The following is a 20,718-nucleotide window of genomic DNA, read 5'->3' on the forward strand; positions in this document are numbered from 1 at the left end:
GCTCCAGGCGTGTCCCGGGGTGCAGGCCCGGGCGCCCTGGCTAGGCTCGCGGACGTGAGCCCCCGTGACGCACGTGCCGAGGCCCCACCCACCACGACGACCGCCCGCCCACGGGTGGTGATCGCGCCGGACTCCTTCAAGGGCTCGGCACCCGCGGCCGACGTCGCGGGCTTTCTCGCCGAGGGCGTGCTGCGGGCCAGGCCCGACGCCGACGTCGTGCGGCTGCCGATGGCCGACGGCGGCGAGGGGACGCTCGACGCGCTCGTGGCCGCCTGGGGGGTCGCCGAGCGCCGGACCGACACCGTCGACGCGCTCGGCCGGCCGACCCCCGCGCGGTGGGCGGTCTCCGCGGACGGCGCGCTCGCCGTCGTCGAGCTGGCCGAGGCCAGCGGGCTCGCCGACGTCGCCGACGCGCTGCCGCAGCCGCTCCTCGCGACGACCTTCGGCACGGGCCTGGTGCTGCGCGAGGCGCTCGACGCGGGTGTCGGGGAGATCCTCCTCTGCCTCGGCGGGTCCGCGTCCACCGACGGTGGCGCGGGGATCCTGCGTGCGCTCGGCGCGCGCCTCGTCGACTCCGACGAGGAGCCCGTGCCCGACGGCGGCGAGGGGCTCGCGCGGGTCGCCCGCCTCGACCTCGCGGGCCTGCACCCGCGGGCGCGCGCGGTGCGGTGGCGTCTCGCCGTCGACGTGACGAACCCGCTCGTGGGCGACCGGGGCGCGGCGCGGACCTTCGGGCCGCAGAAGGGCGCCGGCGACGCCGACCTCGAGTACCTGGAGGCGGGCCTCGAACGCTGGGCGGGGGTCCTCGTGGACGCGGCCGGCGTCGACGTGCGCGACCTGCCGGGCGCGGGGGCCGCCGGCGGGGTCGCGGGCGGGCTCCACGCCGTGCTCGGCGCCGAGCTCGAGGGCGGTGCGGCGCTCGTCGCCGACGCCGTCGGGCTCGCCGACGCCGTCGAGGGCGCGGCGCTCGTCCTCACGGGCGAGGGGTCGTTCGACTCCCAGTCGGTCGGCGGCAAGGTCGCGGACCAGGTCGCGGCCGTCGCGGCGCGCGCGTCGACCCGGCCGCCCGTCGTCGTCATCGCCGGGCAGGTGCTGCTGCCGGCTTCGCGGGCGGCCGAGGCCGGGATCACGGCCGCGTTCAGCCTCGCGACCGGTCCCGCGACGCTCGCGGAGCTCGTCGTCCACGCGCCCACGCGCCTCGCCGACGTCGCCGACAACGTCGCCCGCCTCGTCCTCCGCTGACCGTCCCGGCCCCGCGAGATACCGAGATCCGGCCGGGATACCGAGTCTGCATCGGTATCCCGGCCGGATCTCGGTATCTCGGCGGAAGGTGCGGAGCGGGCCCTACCAGGGGAGGGGGCCGTGGCGGTCGACGAACCGCCCCGTCGGGGCGTCGGGCGGGAACGTCGCGGCCAGCACGACGGACTCCGCGCCCTCCTGGACGGTCTGCGGGCCGCCGTGGTCGTTGAGGTCGGTCGCGGTGTACCCGGGGTCGACGGCGGTGACCTGGTAGCGGTCGAGCTCCTTCGCGAGCTGGCTCGTCACCATGTTGAGCGCCGCCTTCGACGACTGGTACACGGGGCTGCGCAGGGTGGACTCGATCCGGTCCGGGTCGGTCGTCACGCCGAACGAGCCCATGCCGCTCGACACCATGACGACGCGCGGGCGCTCTGACCGGTCCAGCAGCGGGAGGAACGCGTGCGTCACGCGCACGGGGCCGAGCAGGTTGACGCCGTAGACCGTGATGAAGTCCGCCGGGGTCGCCTCGCGGGGCCCGACGAACGCGCCCCCGATCCCGGCGTTGTTGACGAGCACGTCGAGCCGGCCCGACGCGTCCTCGATCCGCGCGACCGCGTCGGCGACGGACGCGTCGCTCGTGACGTCGAGCTGGACGAAGCGCACGTCGGCGCCGGGCTGGGCGTCGGTGAGCTCCTGCACGGCCAGGGCGCCCCGCTCGGCGTCACGGGCGCCGAGCCAGACGGTCCAGCCGAGCGCGGCGAGGCGGCGGGCCGTCTCCCGGCCGATGCCCTTGTTGGCGCCCGTGACGAGCGCGACGGTCGCGCCGCCCGTGGCGGCGCCGGTCTCCTGGGTGAGCTGCGTGAGCTCCGGTGTGGTGGTCATGGCTCCACCGTCCGACGACGCCGCGAGCCGCACCAGGACGGGCGGAGCCTGGGACTCGCGGTACCAGCCTGGGCCGGCCGGCGGCGGCGCGCCCGCGCCGCGCGTCGGGCACGATGGAGGGCGTGAACAGGGAGGAGCTCGCGCGGGCGCTGCGCCGGTGGCGCGAGCGCCTCACGCCCGCCGACGTCGGGCTGACCGCCGGCGTCCGGCGCCGCACGCCCGGGCTGCGGCGCGAAGAGGTCGCGCTGGTCGCCGGGGTGAGCGTGGACTACGTGGTCCGGCTCGAGCAGGGCCGCGGCCCGCGGCCGTCGGCGCAGGTCCTCGCGTCGCTGGCGCGGGCGCTGCGCCTCGACGACGACGAGCGCGACCAGCTCTACCACCTCGCCGGGACCGCGCCGCCGCCGCCCGGGCGCGTCGACCTGCACGTCAGGCCGAGCGTCCAGCGCCTCCTCGACCGGCTCTCGGACCTCCCGACCATGGTCCTGTCCGCGAAGAGCGACGTGCTGGCGTGGAACGCGATGTCGTCGGCGCTGCTCGGGGACTGGGCCGAGCTGCCGGCCCGCGAGCGCAACCTCGCGCGGATGCGGTTCCTCGGGGTGAGCGTGCGGCGTCGCGGGCGGGTCGCCCTGTCCGACGCCGAGCGCGAGGAGACGTCCGCGCAGACGGTCGCGTCGCTGCGGTCCGCCGCCGGCCGGTACCCGGCCGACCCCGGGCTCGCGGAGCTCGTCCGCGAGCTGCGCGCCGGTTCCGAGGAGTTCGCGCGGCTCTGGGACTCGGGGATCACGGGCCGCTGGCGCAGCCACCGCAAGACCATCGAGCACGACCAGCTCGGCCTCGTCACGCTGGACTGCGACACGCTCCACGTGCCCGACAGCGACCAGTCGGTGATCGTGTACTCGGCCGGTCCCGGGACGCCCGAGGCCGAGGCGCTCGCGCTGCTGCGCGTCCTCGGGACGCAGGACCTCAGCCCGGCGGGGAACCAGGGGCGCTGAACCCGACCCGGACCCGACGGCGCGGGATCCACCGCCACAGTGCCAGGGCCGCCGCGTACCCGAGCGCCCCCGCCACGACGACGCCGGCCGCCAGGCTCGCGACGGCCGTGATCGCAGACAGCAGCAGCGGCCCGACGCCGGCGCCGCCGTCGGCGAGCTCGCGCCAGATCCCGAGGTAGGTGGGGCGCCCGACGGACGGGGAGGTGTCCGCGCCGAGCGTCATGACGATCCCCGCCCCGATGCCGTTGCCGAAGCCCAGCACCATCGACGCGGCCGTGAACGTCCCGACGGCGTGCGTGAGCGGGATCGCCACCATGGCCGACGCCATGATGAGCATCGACGGGACCGCGACCCACTCCCTGCCCCGCCGGTCCATCACCTTGCCCGCCGGGTAGAACACGAGCATGTCGACGGCGCCGGCGATGCCGTAGACGATCGACGCCGTCGTGGGCGCGAGCCCGATGTGGGCCGCCCACAGCGGGATCACGACCTGCCGGCTCGCCCTCACAGCGGAGAGCAGGAACACGCCCGACCCGAGCGTCGCGAAGGTGCGCCAGTGGTCGCGGAGCATGCCGCGCGTCGTCGGCTGGGCGGGGGCGGCGGCCGAGCCCGGAGAGGCCGCGTGCCGGAGCGCCGGCGCCTCGAGCTCGGGCACCCGGTACGCGAGCGCGCCCGCGGCGACGACCGCGACGAGCGCGACCACGTAGCCGCCGGGCTTGCCCATGACGTGCATGGCCGCGGCGCCCAGGAACGGCCCGACGAACACGCCGACCCGCATGCTGCCGCCGAGCGTCGACATCGCCCGCGCGCGCAGGTGGATCGGCACCGCCTCGGTGAGGTACGACTGCCGGGCCAGGTTGAACACCGAGCTCGCGGCGCCGACCAGCAGCACCCCGGCCGCGAAGGGCCAGAGCCCCGCCTCCAGCAGGCAGAGCCCCAGCCCGACGACGCTGATCCCCGCCGCCGCGACCATGGCCCAGCGCTCGCCGACCCGGGTCGTGAGGATGCCCGCCGGGATGTTCGACAGGATCGAGCCGATCCCCAGCATCGACACGACGAGCGACGCGAGCGCGAGCGACGCGCCCCGGTCCACGGCCGTGAGCGGCACGACGGGCAGCATCGCCCCCTCGGCCAGCCCGAACAGGATCGACGGGCCGAACGCCGCGACCGCGATGCTCCGGAGGCTGAAGTCGCCCGCCTGCCCGCTCACGCCCGCGCTCAGTCGGCGACCGCGAACGCGTCGATCTCGACGAGCATCTCCTCGCGCGGCAGGCCCACGAAGACGGTGGTCCGGCTCGGCAGCACCCCCGACGGCGAGTGCGCCGCCACGAACGCGCCGTACGCCTCGTTCATGGCGGCGAAGTCCTCGCGCTTCGTGAGGTACACGCGCAGCATGACGACGTCGTCGAACGTGGCGCCCGAGGCCTCGACGATCGCCCTGACGTTCTCGAGCGTGCGGGTGGTCTGCGCCGCGACGTCGCCGGGGAACAGGTACGCGCCGGTCGCCGGGTCCTGCGGCCCCTGGCCCGACACCTGGACGAAGGGGCCCTTGCGCACGCCCTGGTGGAACGTGTGGGCGGGCGCCGGTGCACCGTCGGTGCGCAGGGGGGTCTTGTCGGTCGTCACGGGGGGCTCCTTCGGTGCGGGTCGGGCGGAGGTGGGCTCAGAAGTCGAACGACACGAGCCCCAGCGGGCGGTCGCCGTCGACCACGACCCCCACCCGCCACTTGTCGAACAGCGTGCACGGGTGCGAGATCCCGAACCCGATGACGTCGCCCGGCCGCACGTGCCCCGTCTCGGGCGCGAGCGTCGGGTCGTCGGGGTCGATCCGCAGGAACAGGTGCTCGTCGTTGAGGTCCGTGACCGTGGCGCGGGGCAGCTCGAGCGGCGAGCCGAGCGCCCGGCCGTCGTCGGCGCGCGAGCGCAGCCAGAGCGCGCGCGGCAGGTCGAGGTCGTAGGGCACGTCGCGCCGGCCGACCCCCACGAGCACCAGGCCCGGTTCCGGGACGGAGACCACAGAGCCCCACACCGTGGCCGCCGCGTGCAGCGGCTCGGCCCCCGGCACGCGCGAGAACGCGTCCAGGTCGGCGTAGTGGCCGTGGTCGTGGACCACGTACGAGCCCGAGCGGACGACGACGCGCGGCGCGTGCCCCGCCGCCGGCCCGCCCGCCGGGAACGCGCCCGGCAGCACCTGCAGCACCACGTCCACGAACGCGCTCCCGCCCGCGCTCACGACGACGTCGCCCCCGGCCACCAGGCCCTCCGCCACCAGCTGCTCGGCGACGTCGCGCAGGCCCCGCAGGTAGTCGGCGACCCGCTCGCGGGTCTCGGGCGTCGACTCGGACGCGACCGTCCCCTCGTACCCCGCCACGCCGCGCAGCGTCAGCCCGCTCGCCCGGACCGCCCGGGCCAGGCCCAGCGCGTCCGCCGTCGAGCGGACGCCCGTCCGGCCGTCCGGCACGCCGACCTCCACGAGGACGCCGAGCCGGGCACGGACCGAGTCGGCGGCGCCCGCCAGGCCGCGCGACAGCATCGTCAGCCCCTCGACCGAGTCGACGTACAGCCACAGCTCCGCGCCCTCGTCGCGCTCCAGGTCGTCGCGGAACCACGTGATCTCGTCCGGGTCGGTCAGCTCGTTCGCCAGCAGCACGCGGCGGGTGCCCCAGTCGCGCACCACCCGCAGCTGGTTGGGCGTCGCGACCGTCGCGCCCCACGCGCCCACCGCGAGCTGGCGCGAGAAGATCTGCGCCGACATGTGCGTCTTGACGTGCGGTGCGTGCTCCACCGACCCGGGGGCCCCCGCGGCGTCGGCCGCCTCGCGGACCGCGGCCGCCATGACCGCCACGTTGTGGTCGAGCGCCGCCGTCTGGAGCGTGAGCAGGGGGAGCCCGAACGGACCGTCGTCGATCGTCGCCGTGCCGATCATGAGGCCGTTGCCCGACGTCTCGCCCCGAAGCCGCAGCCCCTTGGTCCGCGGGTCGGCGACGACCGGCTCCAGCGCTCGTTCGAGGCGCTCCGTCATGCCCTCTCCTGTTCCGTCAGTACACCGCTCGCCAGCACGTGGCGCCCCCCGACGACGACGTCGTCCACGCCCCGGGCGGGCGTGCGCGGGTCGTCGTACGTGGCCAGGTCCCGGACGGTGGCCGGGTCCACGAGCGCCAGGTCGGCGACCGCGCCCACGGCGACGGTCCCGCGCCCCGCCAGCCCGAACCGGCGGGCGGCCCGCGCCGACAGGTGGTCGACCGCGTCCGCCCAGGACCAGTCTCCCGCACCGACGTGCTCCGACGCGAAACGGGCGAACGCGCCCCAGCCGCGCGGATGCGGGCGCCCGCCCCCGTAGATCGCGTCCGAACCTGCCAGGTGCGCCTCGTGGTTCGCGAGCGTGCGCACCGACACCGCCGAGTTCGTCGGCGGCTGCGCGAACACGCAGCCTGCCTGCAGCCGCGTGCTCACCAGCAGCTCGAGCGCCGTGTCCTCCGCGTCCAGGCCCAGCCGCGCCGCGACCTCCGGGAGCGCGAGGCCCTCCGTCCAGCGCAGCTCGCCGGGCACGTTCGCCATCGTCACCCGCTCCCACAGGTCCGCGAGCCCCGGGAAGTGCTCCGTCCGCAGCCGCTCACGCACCGCCGGGTCGCGCAGCAGCGCCACCGTCCGGACCGGCTCCGCGATCGGCAGCCACGTCGGCAGCGTCACCATCGACAGGATCGAGCTGCCCCGCAGGTACGGGTACGAGTCGAACGTCACGTCCAGGCCCGACGCCCGCGCGTCGTCCACGTAGCCCACCAGCTCGTCCGCCGGCCCGTGGAAGTGCGACACGTGCGTCGCCACCCCGGACGCCCGCGCGACCCGCACCAGCTCCGCGAACGCGCGCCCCGCCTTCTCCTCGTAGCCGCGCATGTGGCTCACGTGCGGCACCCCGCGCGCCGCGCACACCCGGGCCAGCGCCACGAGCTCCGCCTCGTCCGCGTACGCCGCCGGCACGTACTCGAGGCCTGTCGACATCCCCACGGCGCCGTCGTCGAGCGCGGCCTCCAGCAGCGCGACCATCGCGGCGACCTCGTCCTCCGTCGCGGGGCGGGCGTCCGCGCCCAGCACCGCGTACCGGATCGTGCCGTGGGGAGCGAGCACCTCGACGTTGATCGGCAGTCCGGCGTAGGTCTGCTTCAGCTCCGCCACGGTGCCGCCCGCGAACGTCGGGTGGGCGCCGTTGATCGCGCGGAAGTACTCCGTCGAGAAGGCGAACGCGTCCGTCCTCGGCTGGGGGGCGGGGCCGGGGGTGTTGCGCGCGGATCTTCCATCCGCGTCGCTCGTTCCTCGCTCCGCTCCCGCCAGACCCGTCCACGATCCGCGCGCAACACCCCCGACCCCGCCCGCTGGTGCGTCACCTTCCGGCGTGGTCGCGTTCTCCGGACCTTCGGGGCCCGACGGCGTTCCCTCGGTTTCGCGCGTCGCGCTCGGCGGAGTCGGGGCGAAGCCGATGCCGTCCTGGCCCACGACGATCGTCGTGATGCCCTGGCGCAGCATCGCCAGCTGGACGTCCCGGTCGAACACCGCGGCCTCGCCGTGCACGTGCGCATCGATGAGGCCCGGCACGAGGAGGCGTCCCCGGCCCTCGATGACGTGCAGTTCCGCCGACGACGCAGCAACCCTTCCCGTGTCCATCTCACCGGCGCGCTCGATCGCCCGGATCAGGCCGTCGCCGACCAGCACGTCGACGAGCGGCCCGCCGTCCGGATGCTCGGAGGACGGCACATGGACGCCCCGGACGAGCAGCGGGGGGTGCCCGGCCGACGCGGAGGGCGAGCCGGACCAGGAGGGGGCGGGGAGGGGGGTCGCGGGTCGTGGTGGGCCTGGCGGGAGGTCGCGAGGCACGAGCGACCGGATGGAAGACCCGCGGCCCCCCTCCCCCCCCCCGCCCCCGCCCCAACCTGGCCCTGGCACGCCGGACCCACTCATCCGCCCACCTCGTTCGTGCGCGTCCCCGACCCGTCCTCGACCCAGCCCCCCAGACCAGCGAACCCGCCGGACGCGAGCTCCGCGGCGAGGTCACGCGGGTGACCGGCGACGCCGGGACGCGTCTGCCAGGGGTGTGGGCCGTCCAGAGGGCGGAACTCGACCCCGAAGGCGGTGAGCCGGGGGAGGTGGTCGCGTTCGAGGACGGTGAGGAACGCGTCGGTGTCGCGCTGGTCGAGCGGTTCGTCGCGCCAGACGACGTCGGCGAACGCGGCGAGGCGGGGGTAGGCGGCGTAGTCGAGGCGGCGGGCGGAGTCGAGGTGCTCGGCCCACAGCTCGGCCTGGGCGCCGAGGAGCTTCCCGGGGAGGGTGCCGACGTCGGCGACGCCGGCCTCGGCGAGGGCGCCCGCGGGCAGAGGCTCGAACCGGTGGACGTCGCGGAGGGTGTGGAGGAACCCGACGGGGACGGGCTCGTCCGGACCGTCGCCCGCGCGGTGGTCGAGGTAGACGGCCTGCTCGGGGGCCATGACGACGTCGTGCCCGGCGGCCATGGCCCGGAGCCCGACGGTCCACCCGCGCCAGGCGGTGACGACGGTCTCGCGCGGGAGCGTGTCGTCGCCCGGGCGGAAGGCCTCGTCCCAGACGACCGGGCGTCGTCCGGCGTCGACGACGTGCCGGGCGAGCGACCCGAGGAACCAGCCGTGCAGGTCGGCGACGTCGTCGAGGCCGAGGTCGGCCGCGCGTCGGACGATGTCCGGGTTGGCGCGCCACAGGGCGGTCGGGACCTCGTCGCCGCCGAGCGCGACGTACGGGGAGTCGAACACGTCCATGACCTCGTCGAGGACGTCGCGGAAGAAGCCGAGGGTCTCCTCGGACGGGTCGAGGACCTCGGTGCTGATGCCCCAGGTGGTGCGAACCTCGTGGGGCCGCTTGCGCGTCCCGAGCTCCGGGTAGGCCGCCACGGCCGCCTCGACGTGGCCGGGCACGTCGAGCTCCGGGACGACGGTCACCCCGTGCGCGCGGGCGTGGGCGACGATCTCGCGGAGGTCGTCCTGGGTGTAGAAGCCGCCGTGGGGGCGACCGTCGAGGACGCCCGCGCGCCACGTGCCGACGTTCGACTCCCGCCGCCACGACCCGACCTCCGTGAGCCGCGGGTGCCAGCGGGACTCGAACCGCCAGCCCTGGTCGTCGGTGAGGTGGAGCTGGACGACGTTGAGGTGGTGCGCGGCCGCGAGCTCGACGAAGCGCAGCACGTCGTGCTTGGGCAGGAAGTGGCGGGCGACGTCGAGCAGGACGCCGCGCCAGGCGTGCGCCGGGCCGTCGTGCGCGTACAGCCCGCCGGGGACCGTGAGGGGGGAGTCGCCCACGGGGGCGCGGCGGAACGCGGCGGGGCCCGCGAGCTGCCGGAGCGTCTGCGCGGCGGCGTGCGCCCCGGCGACGTCCGCCGCGCGGACGGTGACGCGTTCGGTCCGGGTACGGAGCCCGTAGGCACCGGGCTCGAGGTCGTCGTCGAGCTCGAACGTCACCGTGCCGCGCAGAAGGGCAGGCTCGGCTTCCCAGCGGGAGGAGGCGCCGTCCGTCGGCGGCTGCGCGACGGGCCCGACGACGTCCCAGCCGAGCGCGAGCCCGCCGGCGTCCTCGGCCTCCCGCTTCCACGTGGCTGCCGCAGCGGCGAGCTCGGGCGCGGTCCGGACGACCGTCGTCGGGCCGACGGTGAACGGTTCCGACGGTGCGCCGACGAGGTCGGCCTCGCGCAGCCCGGGCACCGTGGCGGGGCGGTCGGTCGGGGGGAGCGGGCCGGGGCCGTCGTCGGGCACGGGTCCGAGCCTAGCGACGCGCCGTCGTCGATCGCTGCGTCCGCCCGCCCGCCGAGACCCGCGCCCACGAACATGCGGTCGACGTCGTCGCGCGACGTCGACCATGGGCGCACCCACCTTCTCGGGCCCGAGAAGGTGGGTGCTCGCATGGTCGGCGCCGGTTGCAGGTGTCCGATCCCATGGTCAGCGGCTGTGAACTGGCCCGTTCGACTTTCAGCGACCTCGCAAGATCTGCGCAAGCCACTTGCGCGAATGCGTAGACTGCCCTTCATGGCGAAGAGGCTCTCGGACGTGGCGAAGAAGGTCGGCGTGAGCGAGGCGACGGTCTCGCGCGTCCTCAACGACAAGCCGGGGGTCTCGCAGGCCACCAGGGACGCGGTGCTCACGGCGCTCGACGTGCTCGGCTACGAGCGGCCCACCAAGCTGCGCGGCGAGCGGGGACGGCTCGTGGGCCTCGTCCTCCCGGAGCTCGTGAACCCGATCTTCCCGGCCCTCGCGGAGGTCATCGGCGGGGCGCTCGCGCAGCAGGGCTTCACGCCGGTCCTGTGCACCCGGACGGCGGGCGGCATCACGGAGGCCGAGTACATCGACCTCCTGCTGGGCCAGCACGTGTCGGGCGTGATCTTCGCCGGCGGGCTGTTCGCCGAGCGCGACGCCGACCACTCCCACTACCACCGGCTCGAGAAGATCGGGCTGCCGGTCGTGCTGCTCAACGGGGCGATCGAGTCCCTGCACTTCCCGCGCGTCTCCTGCGACGAGATCGTCGCGATGCAGCAGGCGATCGGCCACGTGCTCTCCCTGGGCCACGAGCGCATCGGGCTGCTGCTCGGCCCTGACGACCACATCCCCTCCGAGCGCAAGCTCGACGCGGCGGAACGGCTCGCGAAGCGGGCCGGCGTGACCATCGACCCCGCGCTCGTCGCACACAGCCAGTACGCGCTCGAGGCCGGCCAGGCGTCGACGAACCGCCTGCTCGACGCCGGCGCGACCGCCATCGTGTGCGCGAGCGACCCGCTCGCGCTGGGGGCGATCCGGGCGGTGCGGCGGGCCGGGCTCGAGGTCCCGCGCGACGTGTCGGTGGTCGGCTACGACGACTCGGCCCTGATGAACTCGACCGACCCCGCGCTGACGACGGTCCGGCAGCCGATCGAGCCGATGGGGCGTGCGGTCGTCGATCTCCTCGCGCGCCAGATCGCGGGGACCGAGGTCCCCGCGGACGAGCTGCTCTTCGAGCCCGAGCTCGTGGTCCGCGCGTCGACGGCGGCTGCTCCCGCTCGCGTCGGGGCGCGCTGACCCCACCGCACCCGTCGACCTGTCAGAAGCTGGCGTGGCTCTACCCCCGTGAGCTTCTGACAGGTCTCCGGCATGCCCGGACGGCGGTGCGCGACGTCCTCGAGCAAGGAGGTACGGAAGCTAACATCGCGTTTCGATAACGACGCTGTCAGATTCTTGCGCTCCGACTGTCGGGTAGTTACGGTCAGTTCATCGCCGACCGCCGTCGGCTCAGGAACGACCCTGACCGCAGGGACGAAGGAGTCCACACGTGAGCACGAGCCCGAGCGCGACGCCGGGACACCCGTCCGGGGCCCAGGAGTGGTGGCGCAACGCCGTCATCTACCAGGTCTACCCGCGCAGCTTCGCCGACGGGAACGGCGACGGCACCGGCGACCTGGCGGGCGTCCGTTCGCGGCTCGGGTACCTCAAGGGCCTCGGCGTCGACGCGGTCTGGTTCACGCCCTGGTACGTCTCGCCCCTCGCGGACGGCGGCTACGACGTCGCCGACTACCGGGCGATCGACCCCGCGTTCGGCACGCTCGAGGAGGCCGAGGCGCTGATCACGGAGGCGGCCGCTCTCGGCATCCGGACGATCGTCGACGTCGTGCCCAACCACGTCTCCGACCAGCACGTGTGGTTCCGCGCCGCGCTCGAGGCCGGGCCCGGCTCGCCGGAGCGCGAGCGGTTCTGGTTCCACCGCGGCGTCGGCGAGGACGGCGCGCAGATCCCCACGCACTGGGTGTCGAGCTTCCAGGGCAGCACCTGGACCCGCACGACGAACCCCGACGGGACGCCCGGCGAGTGGTACCTGCACCTGTTCACCCCCGAGCAGCCGGACGTCAACTGGAACCACCCCGACGTCCGCCGCGAGCACGAGGACATCCTGCGGTTCTGGTTCGACCGGGGCGTCTCCGGCATCCGCATCGACTCCGCGGCCCTGCTGATCAAGGACCCCGCGCTGCCCGAGGTCCCCGCGGACCCGGCGCCCGGCGGCCACCCGTTCACGGACCGCGACGAGCTGCACGACGTCTACCGCGGCTGGCGCGCCGTCGCCGACTCCTACGAGGACCCGCGGGTGCTCGTCGGCGAGATCTGGCTGCCCGACGCGCGGCGGTTCGCCGACTACCTGCGGCCGGACGAGATGCACACGGCGTTCAACTTCGACTTCATGGCGCGGCCCTGGGACCCGAAGGCGCTGCGTGAGTCCATCGACACGACGCTCGAGGCGCACGCGCTCGTCGGCGCGCCGGCCACGTGGGTGCTGTCGAACCACGACGTCACCCGACCGGTCACGCGCTACGGCCGCGAGGACTCGTCGTTCGCGTTCGAGGCCAAGCGCTTCGGGACGCCGACCGACCTGGAGCTCGGCACCCGACGGGCGCGCGCCGCGGCGCTGCTGACGGCGGCGCTCCCGGGTTGCCTCTACCTCTACCAGGGCGACGAGCTCGGGCTGCCCGAGGACGAGGACCTGCCCCGGGACGTCATCGAGGACCCGATGCACTTCCGGTCCGGCGGCGTCGACCCCGGCCGCGACGGCTGCCGCGTCCCGCTGCCCTGGACCGCGGACCCGGCGCGCGCCCACGGGTTCTCCACCCCCGCCGCCGACGACGGCGCGACCGCCGAGCCCTGGCTGCCCCTTCCCGGTTGGTGGGGCCGGTACGCCGTCGACGTCGAGGAGGCCGACCCCGCGTCGATGCTGGCGCTGTACCGGACCGCGATCGCGGTCCGCCGCGGCGAGGCCGGGCTGCGCGACGGCGGCTTCGCCTGGCTGGAGCTGCCCGGCACCGACTCCGGCGTGCTCGCCTTCGCGCGCGACGACGTCGCGTGCCTCGTGAACTTCGGCGCCGCGCCGGCGCCGTTGCCCCCGCACTCCGGGGTGCTGCTCGCCAGCGGGGACCTCCCCGGCGGCGCACTGCCCACGGACACCGCCGTCTGGCTCCGCACCTGAGCCGACCACCGACCACCGACGGGAACGACCCCGTCGAACACCATCGTGCAGGACCGGATGCCTGCACCTGACAAGGAGCGACGATGAAGTCTCCACGCATCACGCTGGCGTTCACCCTCGTGGGTGCGCTCGCGCTCGGCGGCACGCTTGCGGCGTGCTCGTCCGACAGCGGCTCCGGCGACGGCGGCACGTCGCCGTCGGCCACGGCCGCACCGACCCTCGACCCGAACACCAAGGTCACGCTCAACGTCGTGGGCCTGCTGCCCGGCTCCACCAAGGAGGCGCAGCAGGCGCTCGCCGACGAGGTCACCGAGTTCCAGACCGAGAACCCCAACATCACGGTCAAGACGCACGACTACGAGTGGAAGGCCACGACCTTCGCGGCCGACCTCGCGGGCGGCACCCTGCCGACCGTGTTCGAGATCCCGTTCACGGACGCCAAGACGCTGATCGCCAACCAGCAGATCGCCGACATGCAGGGCTACCTCAACCAGCTCTCGTACGCGTCGGACTTCAACAAGAACCTGCTGCAGTACGGCCAGAGCCAGGACGGCGACGTGTATGCCATCCCGGCGAAGAGCATCTACGCCGTCGGCCTGCACTACAACCGCGACCTGTTCACCAAGGCGGGGCTCGACCCCGACAAGCCGCCGACGTCGTGGGACGAGGTCCGCACGGACGCGAAGGCGATCGCGGACAAGACCGGCCAGGCGGGCTTCGCCCAGATGTCGCAGAGCGGCACCGGCGGCTGGCAGCTCACCGTCGACACGTACGCCCGCGGCGGCCGCGTCGAGTCGGAGGACGGCAAGACGGCGACGCTCACCAACGACGCCACGAAGGCCTCGCTGCAGTTCCTCCAGGACCTGCGCTGGACCGACAACTCGATGGGCCAGAACTTCAACTACGACTGGGCCGGCATCAACCAGGCGTTCGCCGCCGGCAAGATCGGCATGTACACCTCGGGCCAGGACGTCTACACGGCCCTCGTGCAGGCCAACAACATCGACCCCAAGACGTACGGGCTCACGATGATCCCGCTCGAGGGCGACAACTCGGGCGTGCTCGGCGGCGGCACCATGGCGGCCGTCTCCAGCAAGGCGTCGGACGACGAGAAGGCTGCCGGGATCAAGTGGATCGACTTCCACTACCTGCGCAAGTACACCAACGAGCAGGCGGCGGTGAAGAACGCGCAGACCCAGGTCGCGAGCAAGCAGCCCGTCGGCACGCCCGAGCTGCCGATCTTCAGCCAGGCGCAGTACGAGAAGTACCAGACGTGGATCAAGCCCTACGTCAACGTGCCGCTCGACCAGATGACCGGCTTCACGAGCAAGATCTTCGACGCGAAGCTCGTCAACGAGCCCGCCACGGCCACCCAGGACGTCTATGCGGCGCTCGACCCGGTGGTGCAGGCTGTGCTGACCAAGAAGGACGCCGACATCGACAAGCTCCTGACCGACGCGAACACGAAGGCGCAGCGCGCCATCGACTCGGCCAGCTGAGCAGCACCAGCAAGAACGACCGCAGGTGCGTGGGGTCGCCGGCCGGAGAGGTCCGGCGGCCCCGCCGCCCGGGTGAGGAGTGATGTGACGTGAGCGCTGCGAGCGCCGACACCGTCGTCGTGGACGACGGCGAACCGACCAGTCCGCCGCGAGAGCGGCGGGTACGCCGGAGCCCGGTGACGTGGGTCCGGCGGGGAGGTCTGAGCACCCTGGTGTTCGCCCTCCCGGTCCTGGTGGTCTTCGGGGTCTTCTCGTGGTGGCCGATCGTGCGATCGGTCGTCATGAGCTTCCAGAAGACGAACCTGGTCACGCCGGCCACGTGGGTGGGCTGGGACAACTTCCAGTACGTCCTCACCGACCCGGACCTGCCGACGGCGATCCGGAACACCCTGTACTTCGCCCTGCTGGCGCTCGTGATCGGCTTCCCGGTCCCGCTGGTCGCGGCGGTCCTCATGAGTTCCGTGAAGCGCCTCAAGGGGCTCTACTCGGTGCTCGCGTACCTGCCCGTGGTGGTGCCGCCCGTCGTGGCGGTGCTGCTGTGGAAGTTCTTCTACGACGGCTCCGCGGACGGCGTCTTCAACACGATCCTCGGGTACGTGGGGCTCGGGCCCTACGCCTGGCTGTCGAGCCCGACCCTGGCCATGCCGTCGCTCGTCCTCGAGGCGACCTGGGCGGCGGCGGGCGGCACGGTGATCATCTACCTGGCCGCGCTCATCGGGGTCCCGGGCGAGCTGTACGACGCCGCCGAGGTGGACGGCGCCGGGATCTGGCAGAAGGTGTGGCACGTGACGATGCCGCAGCTGCGCGGCGTCCTGTTCATCACCTTCATCCTGCAGATCATCGGCACCGTCCAGGTGTTCCTCGAGCCCTACCTGTTCACGGGCGGCGGGCCCGCGAACGCGACGCTGACGATCCTGCTGATGATCTACAACTACGCGTTCGGCAGGTCGCTCGGCGGCGACTACGGCGCCGCGACCGCGCTGTCGGTCATGCTCGCCGCGTTCCTCGCCATCCTCTCGCTCGTGTACTTCAGGGTCACGGCGTCCTGGAGCAAGTCGTGACCGGCCGGCAGATCCTCGAGGAGGAGGTCCCCATGGCGAACGTCGCAACGACCGGCCCCGCGGCCGGCGTGGAGGTCGCCGCGGCCACCGTGACCACGGCGCGGACCAGGCGGCCCAAGCGCTCCCAGCTCGACGGCGACCGCGGGTTCGTCTCCGAGCAGGACTGGCGACGTCCCAGCGTCAACCGGACCATGAAGACGCTGCACCTGATCCTGCTGGTGCTGCTCTGCGTCGTCGGCGTCGGGCCGATGCTGCTCCTCGCGAAGTACGCGGTCACGCCCACGCAGGACATCATCCGGACGCCGCTCGCGATCTTCCCGCACGGCATCCGGTGGGCGAACCTCACCGAGGCCTGGAACGACGTCGAGATCAGCAAGTACTTCCTCAACACGATCTGGCTCGCGCTCGGGTCGTGGTTCATGCAGCTGCTCGTGGCCACGACCGGCGGGTTCGTGCTGTCGGTGCTGCGCCCGGCGTGGGCCAAGATCGTCAACGGCCTCGTCATCGCGACGCTGTTCGTCCCGAGCGTCGTGCTCCTGGTGCCGCTGTATCTGACGATCCTCGACCCGCCCGTCCTCGGGACGTCGTTGATCAACAACTTCTTCGCCGTGTGGCTGCCCGCCGGGGCGAGCGCGTTCAACGTGGTGCTCGTCGCGCGGTTCTTCGACAGCCTGCCCCGCGAGGTGTTCGAGGCCGCGAGGGTCGACGGCGCGGGGCCGTTCCGGCTGTTCTGGTCGGTGGTCCTGCCGATGTCGAAGCCGATCCTCGGCGTCGTGTCGGTGTTCGCGTTCATCGCGAGCTGGAAGGACTTCCTCTGGCCGATGCTGGTCCTGAAGGACCCGGCCAAGCAGCCCCTGTCGGTGCGCCTGCCCGCGATCGCCGCCCAGACGGACCTGGGTGTGTTCCTCGCGGCGCTCGCGATCTCGACGCTCATCCCCGTGGTCCTGTTCCTGGTCTTCCAGCGCCTGTTCCTCTCGGGTGCCGGGCTGGGCGGGGCGGTCAAGGGCTGAGCGACACGACCGTCGTCGGGCCCGCCCGCCCCGGCCGGCCCGACGACGCCCCATCCGGGCCCGGCCGCGCGGAAACCCCTGCCGCGCGGCCGGGCCCGGTTGCGTCCGCGTCCTGTCCCGCGCCCCTACGCTGGCCAGGTGCCGACCGACGACCCCGAGCTCGCTGCCGCCCTCGGCCTCGGCCCGACGACGTCCTGGCGGACCGCGCGCGACCTTCTGCTCGACGCGGGCTGGACGCTCGCCGGCGCGGGCGACTGGGCGTGGGTGCTGCGGTCGCCGTCCCGTCGGCACGCCGCCCGGATCAGCCCGTTCGACCCTGCGGCGCGATACACCGCGGCCCTGTACGCGGCCGCCGCCGGGACGGGACGGGTCCCGTCCGACGCGCGGCTCGTTCCGCTCGACGGCGGCGCGTCGCTCCTCGTCATGGAGCACCTCGAGCCCGTCCCGGCGCCCGTGGCCGCGGACTTCCACCGTCGGCTCGACGAGGGCGACCCGGAGCTCGTGGCCCTCGCCGCACACGTCCGGGCGGTGCACGCCCGGGGCGCCGCCGAGCAGCCGTTCTGGGGTCCGGTGGACACCAACCCGGGCAACGTCATGCGCCGGGCCGACGGCACGCTCGTCCTGACCGACCCCTTCTACGCGGACGGACCGGCCCTCTACGGGACGGCCGCGGAGGACCCCGACCGGCTGGTCGCGCTCGTCCCCGCCGCGCGTCGTCGGCACCTCACCGAGATCCCGCTGGCGGTCTCCGGGCCGTGGGAGCCGGGCGCGCAGGAGCGTCTGCGCCGGGCCCTGCACGACGCCGACCAGCGGGCCCGCGCGGGCGCCGCGGAGGCGTCCCCGGGGACCTGACACCCTGTCGTGTCGATGTCACGTCCCTGTTGTCCGGCTCGGACCGGGCCGGTCTCGGACGGAGTGGGAAGATGCTGGACGTGAGCCTCACCCCGTACGACGCGCTGCTCCTGTACTCCTTCGGCGGACCCAACAAGCCCGAGGACGTCGTCCCGTTCCTGCGGAACGTCACCGCCGGCAAGGGGATCCCCGACTCCCGTCTCGAGGAGGTCGGCGAGCACTACTACGGGTTCGGCGGCAAGAGCCCCATCAACGAGCAGAACCTCGCTCTCAAGGCGGCGCTCGAGGCGGAGCTCGCCGCGCGCGGCCTCGACCTCCCCGTCGTGTGGGGCAACCGCAACTGGGAGCCGTACACCCGCGACGCCGTCGCCGAGCTCGAGGAGATCGGGGCGCAGCGCACCGTCGTCCTCGTCACGAGCGCCTACTCGTCGTACTCCGGCTGCCGCCAGTACCGCGAGGACCTCGCCGTGACGCTCGACGGACTCGGCAAGCTCGGGCCGGAGGGCTCGACGACCGTCCAGTTCGACAAGATCCGGTCCTACTTCAACCACCCCGGCTTCGCGGAGGCGAACGTCGACGCCGTCGTCGAGGGCTTCGAGGCGCTCGCCGCGAAGGGCGGCGACCCGCGTGCCGCGCGCGTCGTGTTCGTCACCCACTCCATCCCGACCACCATGGAGGCCGCGTCGCGCATCTCCCACGCGACGTACTCCGAGCAGCACCTGGACCTGGCCGGCGTCGTCGCCGCCCAGGTGTCCGAGCGGCTCGGCTTCGACGTGCCGTGGGACCTCGCCTACTGCTCGCGGTCCGGGCCGCCCAGCCAGCCCTGGCTCGAGCCGGACGTCAACGACCACCTCGAGAGGCTCGCGGGCGACGGGCTCCGTGACGTCGTCCTGTCGCCGATCGGCTTCGTCTCCGACCACATGGAGGTCGCCTACGACCTCGACACCGAGGCCCTCGAGACCGCGGGCAGGCTCGGCATGACCGCCGTCCGCGCGGGCACCGTCGGCACGCGTCAGCCGTTCGTCGGAGGCCTCGTCGACCTGCTCCTCGAGCGTGCCGCGATCGCGCGAGGCGAGGACGTCGACGAGGCGACCGTCGGCGGGCTGCCGGCGTTCCGGTCCGTGTGCGCCCCCGGCTGCTGCCTGCGGCGCGACGGCGAGCCGTCGGGGATCCCGGCGCTGTGCAGCACCGACCTTCAGTCCTGACCCGGCAGCATCCCGAGAGGCAACGATGAGCGACAGCACCGGGGCGTCCCCGGCCCAGCACGTCCACGGCGACACCGGCGAGACGGTGGACACCCGCGCCATCAACGAGGGCATCCGCTACGCGATGTACTCCGTGTTCGCCCTCACCGGTGAGCTCCCCGCCGACGACGCCGCGCGCGAGGCCCTCGTCCGCGCCGCCGAGCGCGCGGTGGGCGGGGGAGCGGCGGACGGCGTCGACCCCGCCGACGCCACGAGCGAGCTCACGGTGCGCGGCTGGTACGACGTCGCCGGCCTCCGGGCCGACGCGGACCTCATGGTCTGGTGGCACGGGCCGTCGATCGAGTCGGTCCAGGGCGCCTACCACCGGCTGCGCGCGTCCGAGCTCGGCAGCCTGCTCGAGCCCGTCTGGTCCGTCGCCGCGATGCACCGGCCCGCCGAGTTCAACCGCGGGCACGTCCCCGCGTTCCTCGCCGGCGAGGCCCCCCGCGACTACGCGTGCGTCTACCCGTTCGTCCGGTCCTACGAGTGGTACCTGCTCGACCCCGCCGAGCGGTCGAAGATGCTCCGCGAGCACGGCATGGCCGCCGCCGCGTACAAGGACGTCCGCGCCAACACGCTGTCCGCGTTCGCGCTCGGCGACTACGAGTGGATCCTCGCCTTCGAGGCCGACGAGCTGCACCGCATCGTCGACGTCATGCGCGACCTGCGCGCCGTCGACGCGCGGCTCCACGTGCGCGAGGAGATCCCGTTCTACACCGGGCCGCGGGTGGACCTCGTCGAGTGGGCGGCTCAGCAGCCCCTCGCCTGAGCTCCCGGTTGGTCGGCGCTTCGTCGGCTGGGGCGGCGCGGGGCGGGGCGTCGCGCGCGGTCTTCCATCCGCCTCGCTCGTTCCTCGCTCGGCTTCCCGCCCACCCAGCCACGACCGCGCGCGACATCCCCGCCCCGCGCCTTGCGCCGTCGTCCCACGTTCCCCGGGGTGCCCGACGGCGTCGGCTGCTTCGCGAGGTAGGCCTCCCGGAGGGGTACTTCGCGAGGTAGGCGTTCGGGAGGGTACTTCGGCGAGCATGCGGTTGCGCGCCAGCGCCCCGACCCCGCCGCCCCTGCGATGACGGGGCGTCAGGCTGTGGGTAGTGCCGTCCGGCCCGACGACGCGCGCCAGCGGCCGTGCTCGCGCGCGATCCGGATCGGGTGGTCGAAGGTCGCGCTCACCTGCTCGGTCGTGAGGACGTCGTCGGACGGGCCGGTCGCCACGAGGCGGCCCTGACGCAGCAGGGCGGCGTGCGTCGTCGTGACCGGGAGCTCCTCGAGGTGGTGGGTCACCAGCACGGACCCGAGGCTCGGCCAGAGCGTGTGCAGGTGGTCGACGGTCTCCAGGAGCTGTTCGCGAGCGGCGACGTCGAGGCCGGTCGCCGGTTCGTCGAGCAGGAGCAGGCGAGGTTCGTTGACCAGGGCGCGCGCGATCAGGGCGCGCCCGCGCTCGCCCTGGGACAGGACAGCCCACGGTCGGCCCGCCTTGCCCGCCAGACCGAGCTGCTCGACCAGCTCGCGCGCGTGGGCACGCTGCTCGTCGGACGGCTCCCACCGCATCACCATGAGGTTCGTCCCGGTGAGGCCCGTGAGCACGACCTCGTCGACTGTCAGCGGGCCGCGCACGGGATGACGGGGATCGACGTGCCCGATCTCGCGGCGCAGCGCCTGCAGCTCGACCCGCCCGATGCGGTGCCCGAGCACGTCCACCGTCCCGCGCGTCGGGTGGGTCTGGGCGCCCACGAGCCCGAGCATGGTCGACTTGCCGGCGCCGTTGGGGCCGAGCAGCGCCCAGTGCTCCCCGGCGCGGACCTCGAGGGTCACGTCGTCGAGCAGGACGTTGGACGTGCGGACCACGGACACGTGGTCGAGGCGCAGGACGGCGTCGGTCACCGGGACTCCTCGTGCGACGGAGGGCGGCGGCGCTCGGAGGAGCGTCGGGGGCGGTGCGACGAGCCGTC

At 74.0% G+C, this 20,718-nt stretch carries 17 protein-coding genes; 10 read left to right on the forward strand and 7 right to left on the reverse strand.

Annotated features, from left to right (window positions below; all coding sequences use genetic code 11):
* Positions 1-54: 54 nt before the first annotated feature.
* Entirely contained in the window at positions 55-1,242 is a 1,188-nt protein-coding gene (locus ACLQ14_RS08960; RefSeq protein ID WP_425812083.1) for a glycerate kinase, read from the forward strand.
* A 102-nt stretch (positions 1,243-1,344) separates the two neighbouring features.
* Here ACLQ14_RS08960 and ACLQ14_RS08965 read toward each other — a convergent pair whose 3' ends face one another.
* Positions 1,345-2,121 (reverse strand): SDR family oxidoreductase, encoded by a 777-nt coding sequence (locus ACLQ14_RS08965; RefSeq protein ID WP_425812085.1) that lies wholly within the window; start codon positions 2,119-2,121, stop codon positions 1,345-1,347.
* 122 nt (positions 2,122-2,243) lie between these two features.
* Here ACLQ14_RS08965 and ACLQ14_RS08970 point away from each other — a divergent pair, with 122 nt between their 5' ends.
* Positions 2,244-3,113 carry a helix-turn-helix transcriptional regulator gene (locus tag ACLQ14_RS08970; protein WP_425812087.1) on the forward strand — a complete coding sequence of 290 codons (870 nt, stop codon included), beginning with the start codon at positions 2,244-2,246 and terminating at the stop codon, positions 3,111-3,113.
* Here ACLQ14_RS08970 and ACLQ14_RS08975 read toward each other — a convergent pair.
* The 5 genes from ACLQ14_RS08975 to ACLQ14_RS08995 form a co-directional block, all read right to left on the reverse strand.
* Complete coding sequence (locus ACLQ14_RS08975; RefSeq protein ID WP_425812089.1) at positions 3,085-4,323, reverse strand: MFS transporter; 1,239 nt, start codon at positions 4,321-4,323, stop codon at positions 3,085-3,087. The genes ACLQ14_RS08970 and ACLQ14_RS08975 overlap by 29 nt on opposite strands.
* A gap of 8 nt (positions 4,324-4,331) precedes the next feature.
* Positions 4,332-4,739 (reverse strand): RidA family protein, encoded by a 408-nt coding sequence (locus tag ACLQ14_RS08980; protein WP_425812091.1) that lies wholly within the window; start codon positions 4,737-4,739, stop codon positions 4,332-4,334.
* A 37-nt stretch (positions 4,740-4,776) separates the two neighbouring features.
* The gene (locus ACLQ14_RS08985; protein ID WP_425812093.1) at positions 4,777-6,135 is read right to left on the reverse strand and encodes an alanine racemase; all 1,359 of its coding nucleotides are present in this window, start codon (positions 6,133-6,135) and stop codon (positions 4,777-4,779) included.
* Positions 6,132-7,862: an N-acyl-D-amino-acid deacylase family protein gene (locus tag ACLQ14_RS08990; protein ID WP_425812095.1), complete on the reverse strand. Its 1,731-nt coding sequence runs from the start codon at positions 7,860-7,862 to the stop codon at positions 6,132-6,134. Before ACLQ14_RS08990 ends, ACLQ14_RS08985 begins: the two co-directional genes overlap by 4 nt.
* Positions 7,863-8,062: 200 nt before the next feature.
* Positions 8,063-9,880 (reverse strand): beta-N-acetylhexosaminidase, encoded by a 1,818-nt coding sequence (locus ACLQ14_RS08995; protein ID WP_425812097.1) that lies wholly within the window; start codon positions 9,878-9,880, stop codon positions 8,063-8,065.
* 270 nt (positions 9,881-10,150) lie between these two features.
* Here ACLQ14_RS08995 and ACLQ14_RS09000 point away from each other — a divergent pair, with 270 nt between their 5' ends.
* The 8 genes from ACLQ14_RS09000 (at position 10,151) to hemQ (ending at position 19,538) form a co-directional block, all read left to right on the forward strand.
* Positions 10,151-11,173: a LacI family DNA-binding transcriptional regulator gene (locus ACLQ14_RS09000; protein WP_425812099.1), complete on the forward strand. Its 1,023-nt coding sequence runs from the start codon at positions 10,151-10,153 to the stop codon at positions 11,171-11,173.
* Between the two features lie 250 nt (positions 11,174-11,423).
* Positions 11,424-13,103 (forward strand): alpha-amylase family glycosyl hydrolase, encoded by a 1,680-nt coding sequence (locus ACLQ14_RS09005; protein WP_425812101.1) that lies wholly within the window; start codon positions 11,424-11,426, stop codon positions 13,101-13,103.
* Positions 13,104-13,186: 83 nt separating this feature from the next.
* A complete protein-coding gene (locus ACLQ14_RS09010) occupies positions 13,187-14,602 on the forward strand; it encodes a sugar ABC transporter substrate-binding protein (RefSeq protein WP_425812103.1) in 1,416 nt (471 codons plus the stop codon).
* An 89-nt stretch (positions 14,603-14,691) separates the two neighbouring features.
* The gene (locus tag ACLQ14_RS09015) at positions 14,692-15,663 is read left to right on the forward strand and encodes a carbohydrate ABC transporter permease (protein WP_425812105.1); all 972 of its coding nucleotides are present in this window, start codon (positions 14,692-14,694) and stop codon (positions 15,661-15,663) included.
* 32 nt (positions 15,664-15,695) lie between these two features.
* Complete coding sequence (locus ACLQ14_RS09020) at positions 15,696-16,673, forward strand: carbohydrate ABC transporter permease (protein ID WP_425812107.1); 978 nt, start codon at positions 15,696-15,698, stop codon at positions 16,671-16,673.
* Positions 16,674-16,811: 138 nt separating this feature from the next.
* Positions 16,812-17,525: a hypothetical protein gene (locus ACLQ14_RS09025; RefSeq protein WP_425812109.1), complete on the forward strand. Its 714-nt coding sequence runs from the start codon at positions 16,812-16,814 to the stop codon at positions 17,523-17,525.
* 71 nt (positions 17,526-17,596) lie between these two features.
* Positions 17,597-18,730, forward strand: coding sequence for a ferrochelatase (locus ACLQ14_RS09030; RefSeq protein ID WP_425812111.1), 1,134 nt, complete (start codon positions 17,597-17,599; stop codon positions 18,728-18,730).
* 25 nt (positions 18,731-18,755) lie between these two features.
* The gene (hemQ, locus tag ACLQ14_RS09035) at positions 18,756-19,538 is read left to right on the forward strand and encodes a hydrogen peroxide-dependent heme synthase (protein WP_425812113.1); all 783 of its coding nucleotides are present in this window, start codon (positions 18,756-18,758) and stop codon (positions 19,536-19,538) included.
* Between the two features lie 308 nt (positions 19,539-19,846).
* Here hemQ and ACLQ14_RS09040 read toward each other — a convergent pair whose 3' ends face one another.
* Positions 19,847-20,650, reverse strand: a complete 804-nt coding sequence (locus tag ACLQ14_RS09040; RefSeq protein ID WP_425812115.1) for an ABC transporter ATP-binding protein — start codon at positions 20,648-20,650, stop codon at positions 19,847-19,849.
* Positions 20,651-20,718 lie beyond the last annotated feature (68 nt).

Source organism: Luteimicrobium sp. DT211, assembly GCF_049844995.1.
In the GTDB taxonomy this organism is placed as follows: Bacteria; Actinomycetota; Actinomycetes; order Actinomycetales; family Cellulomonadaceae; genus Luteimicrobium.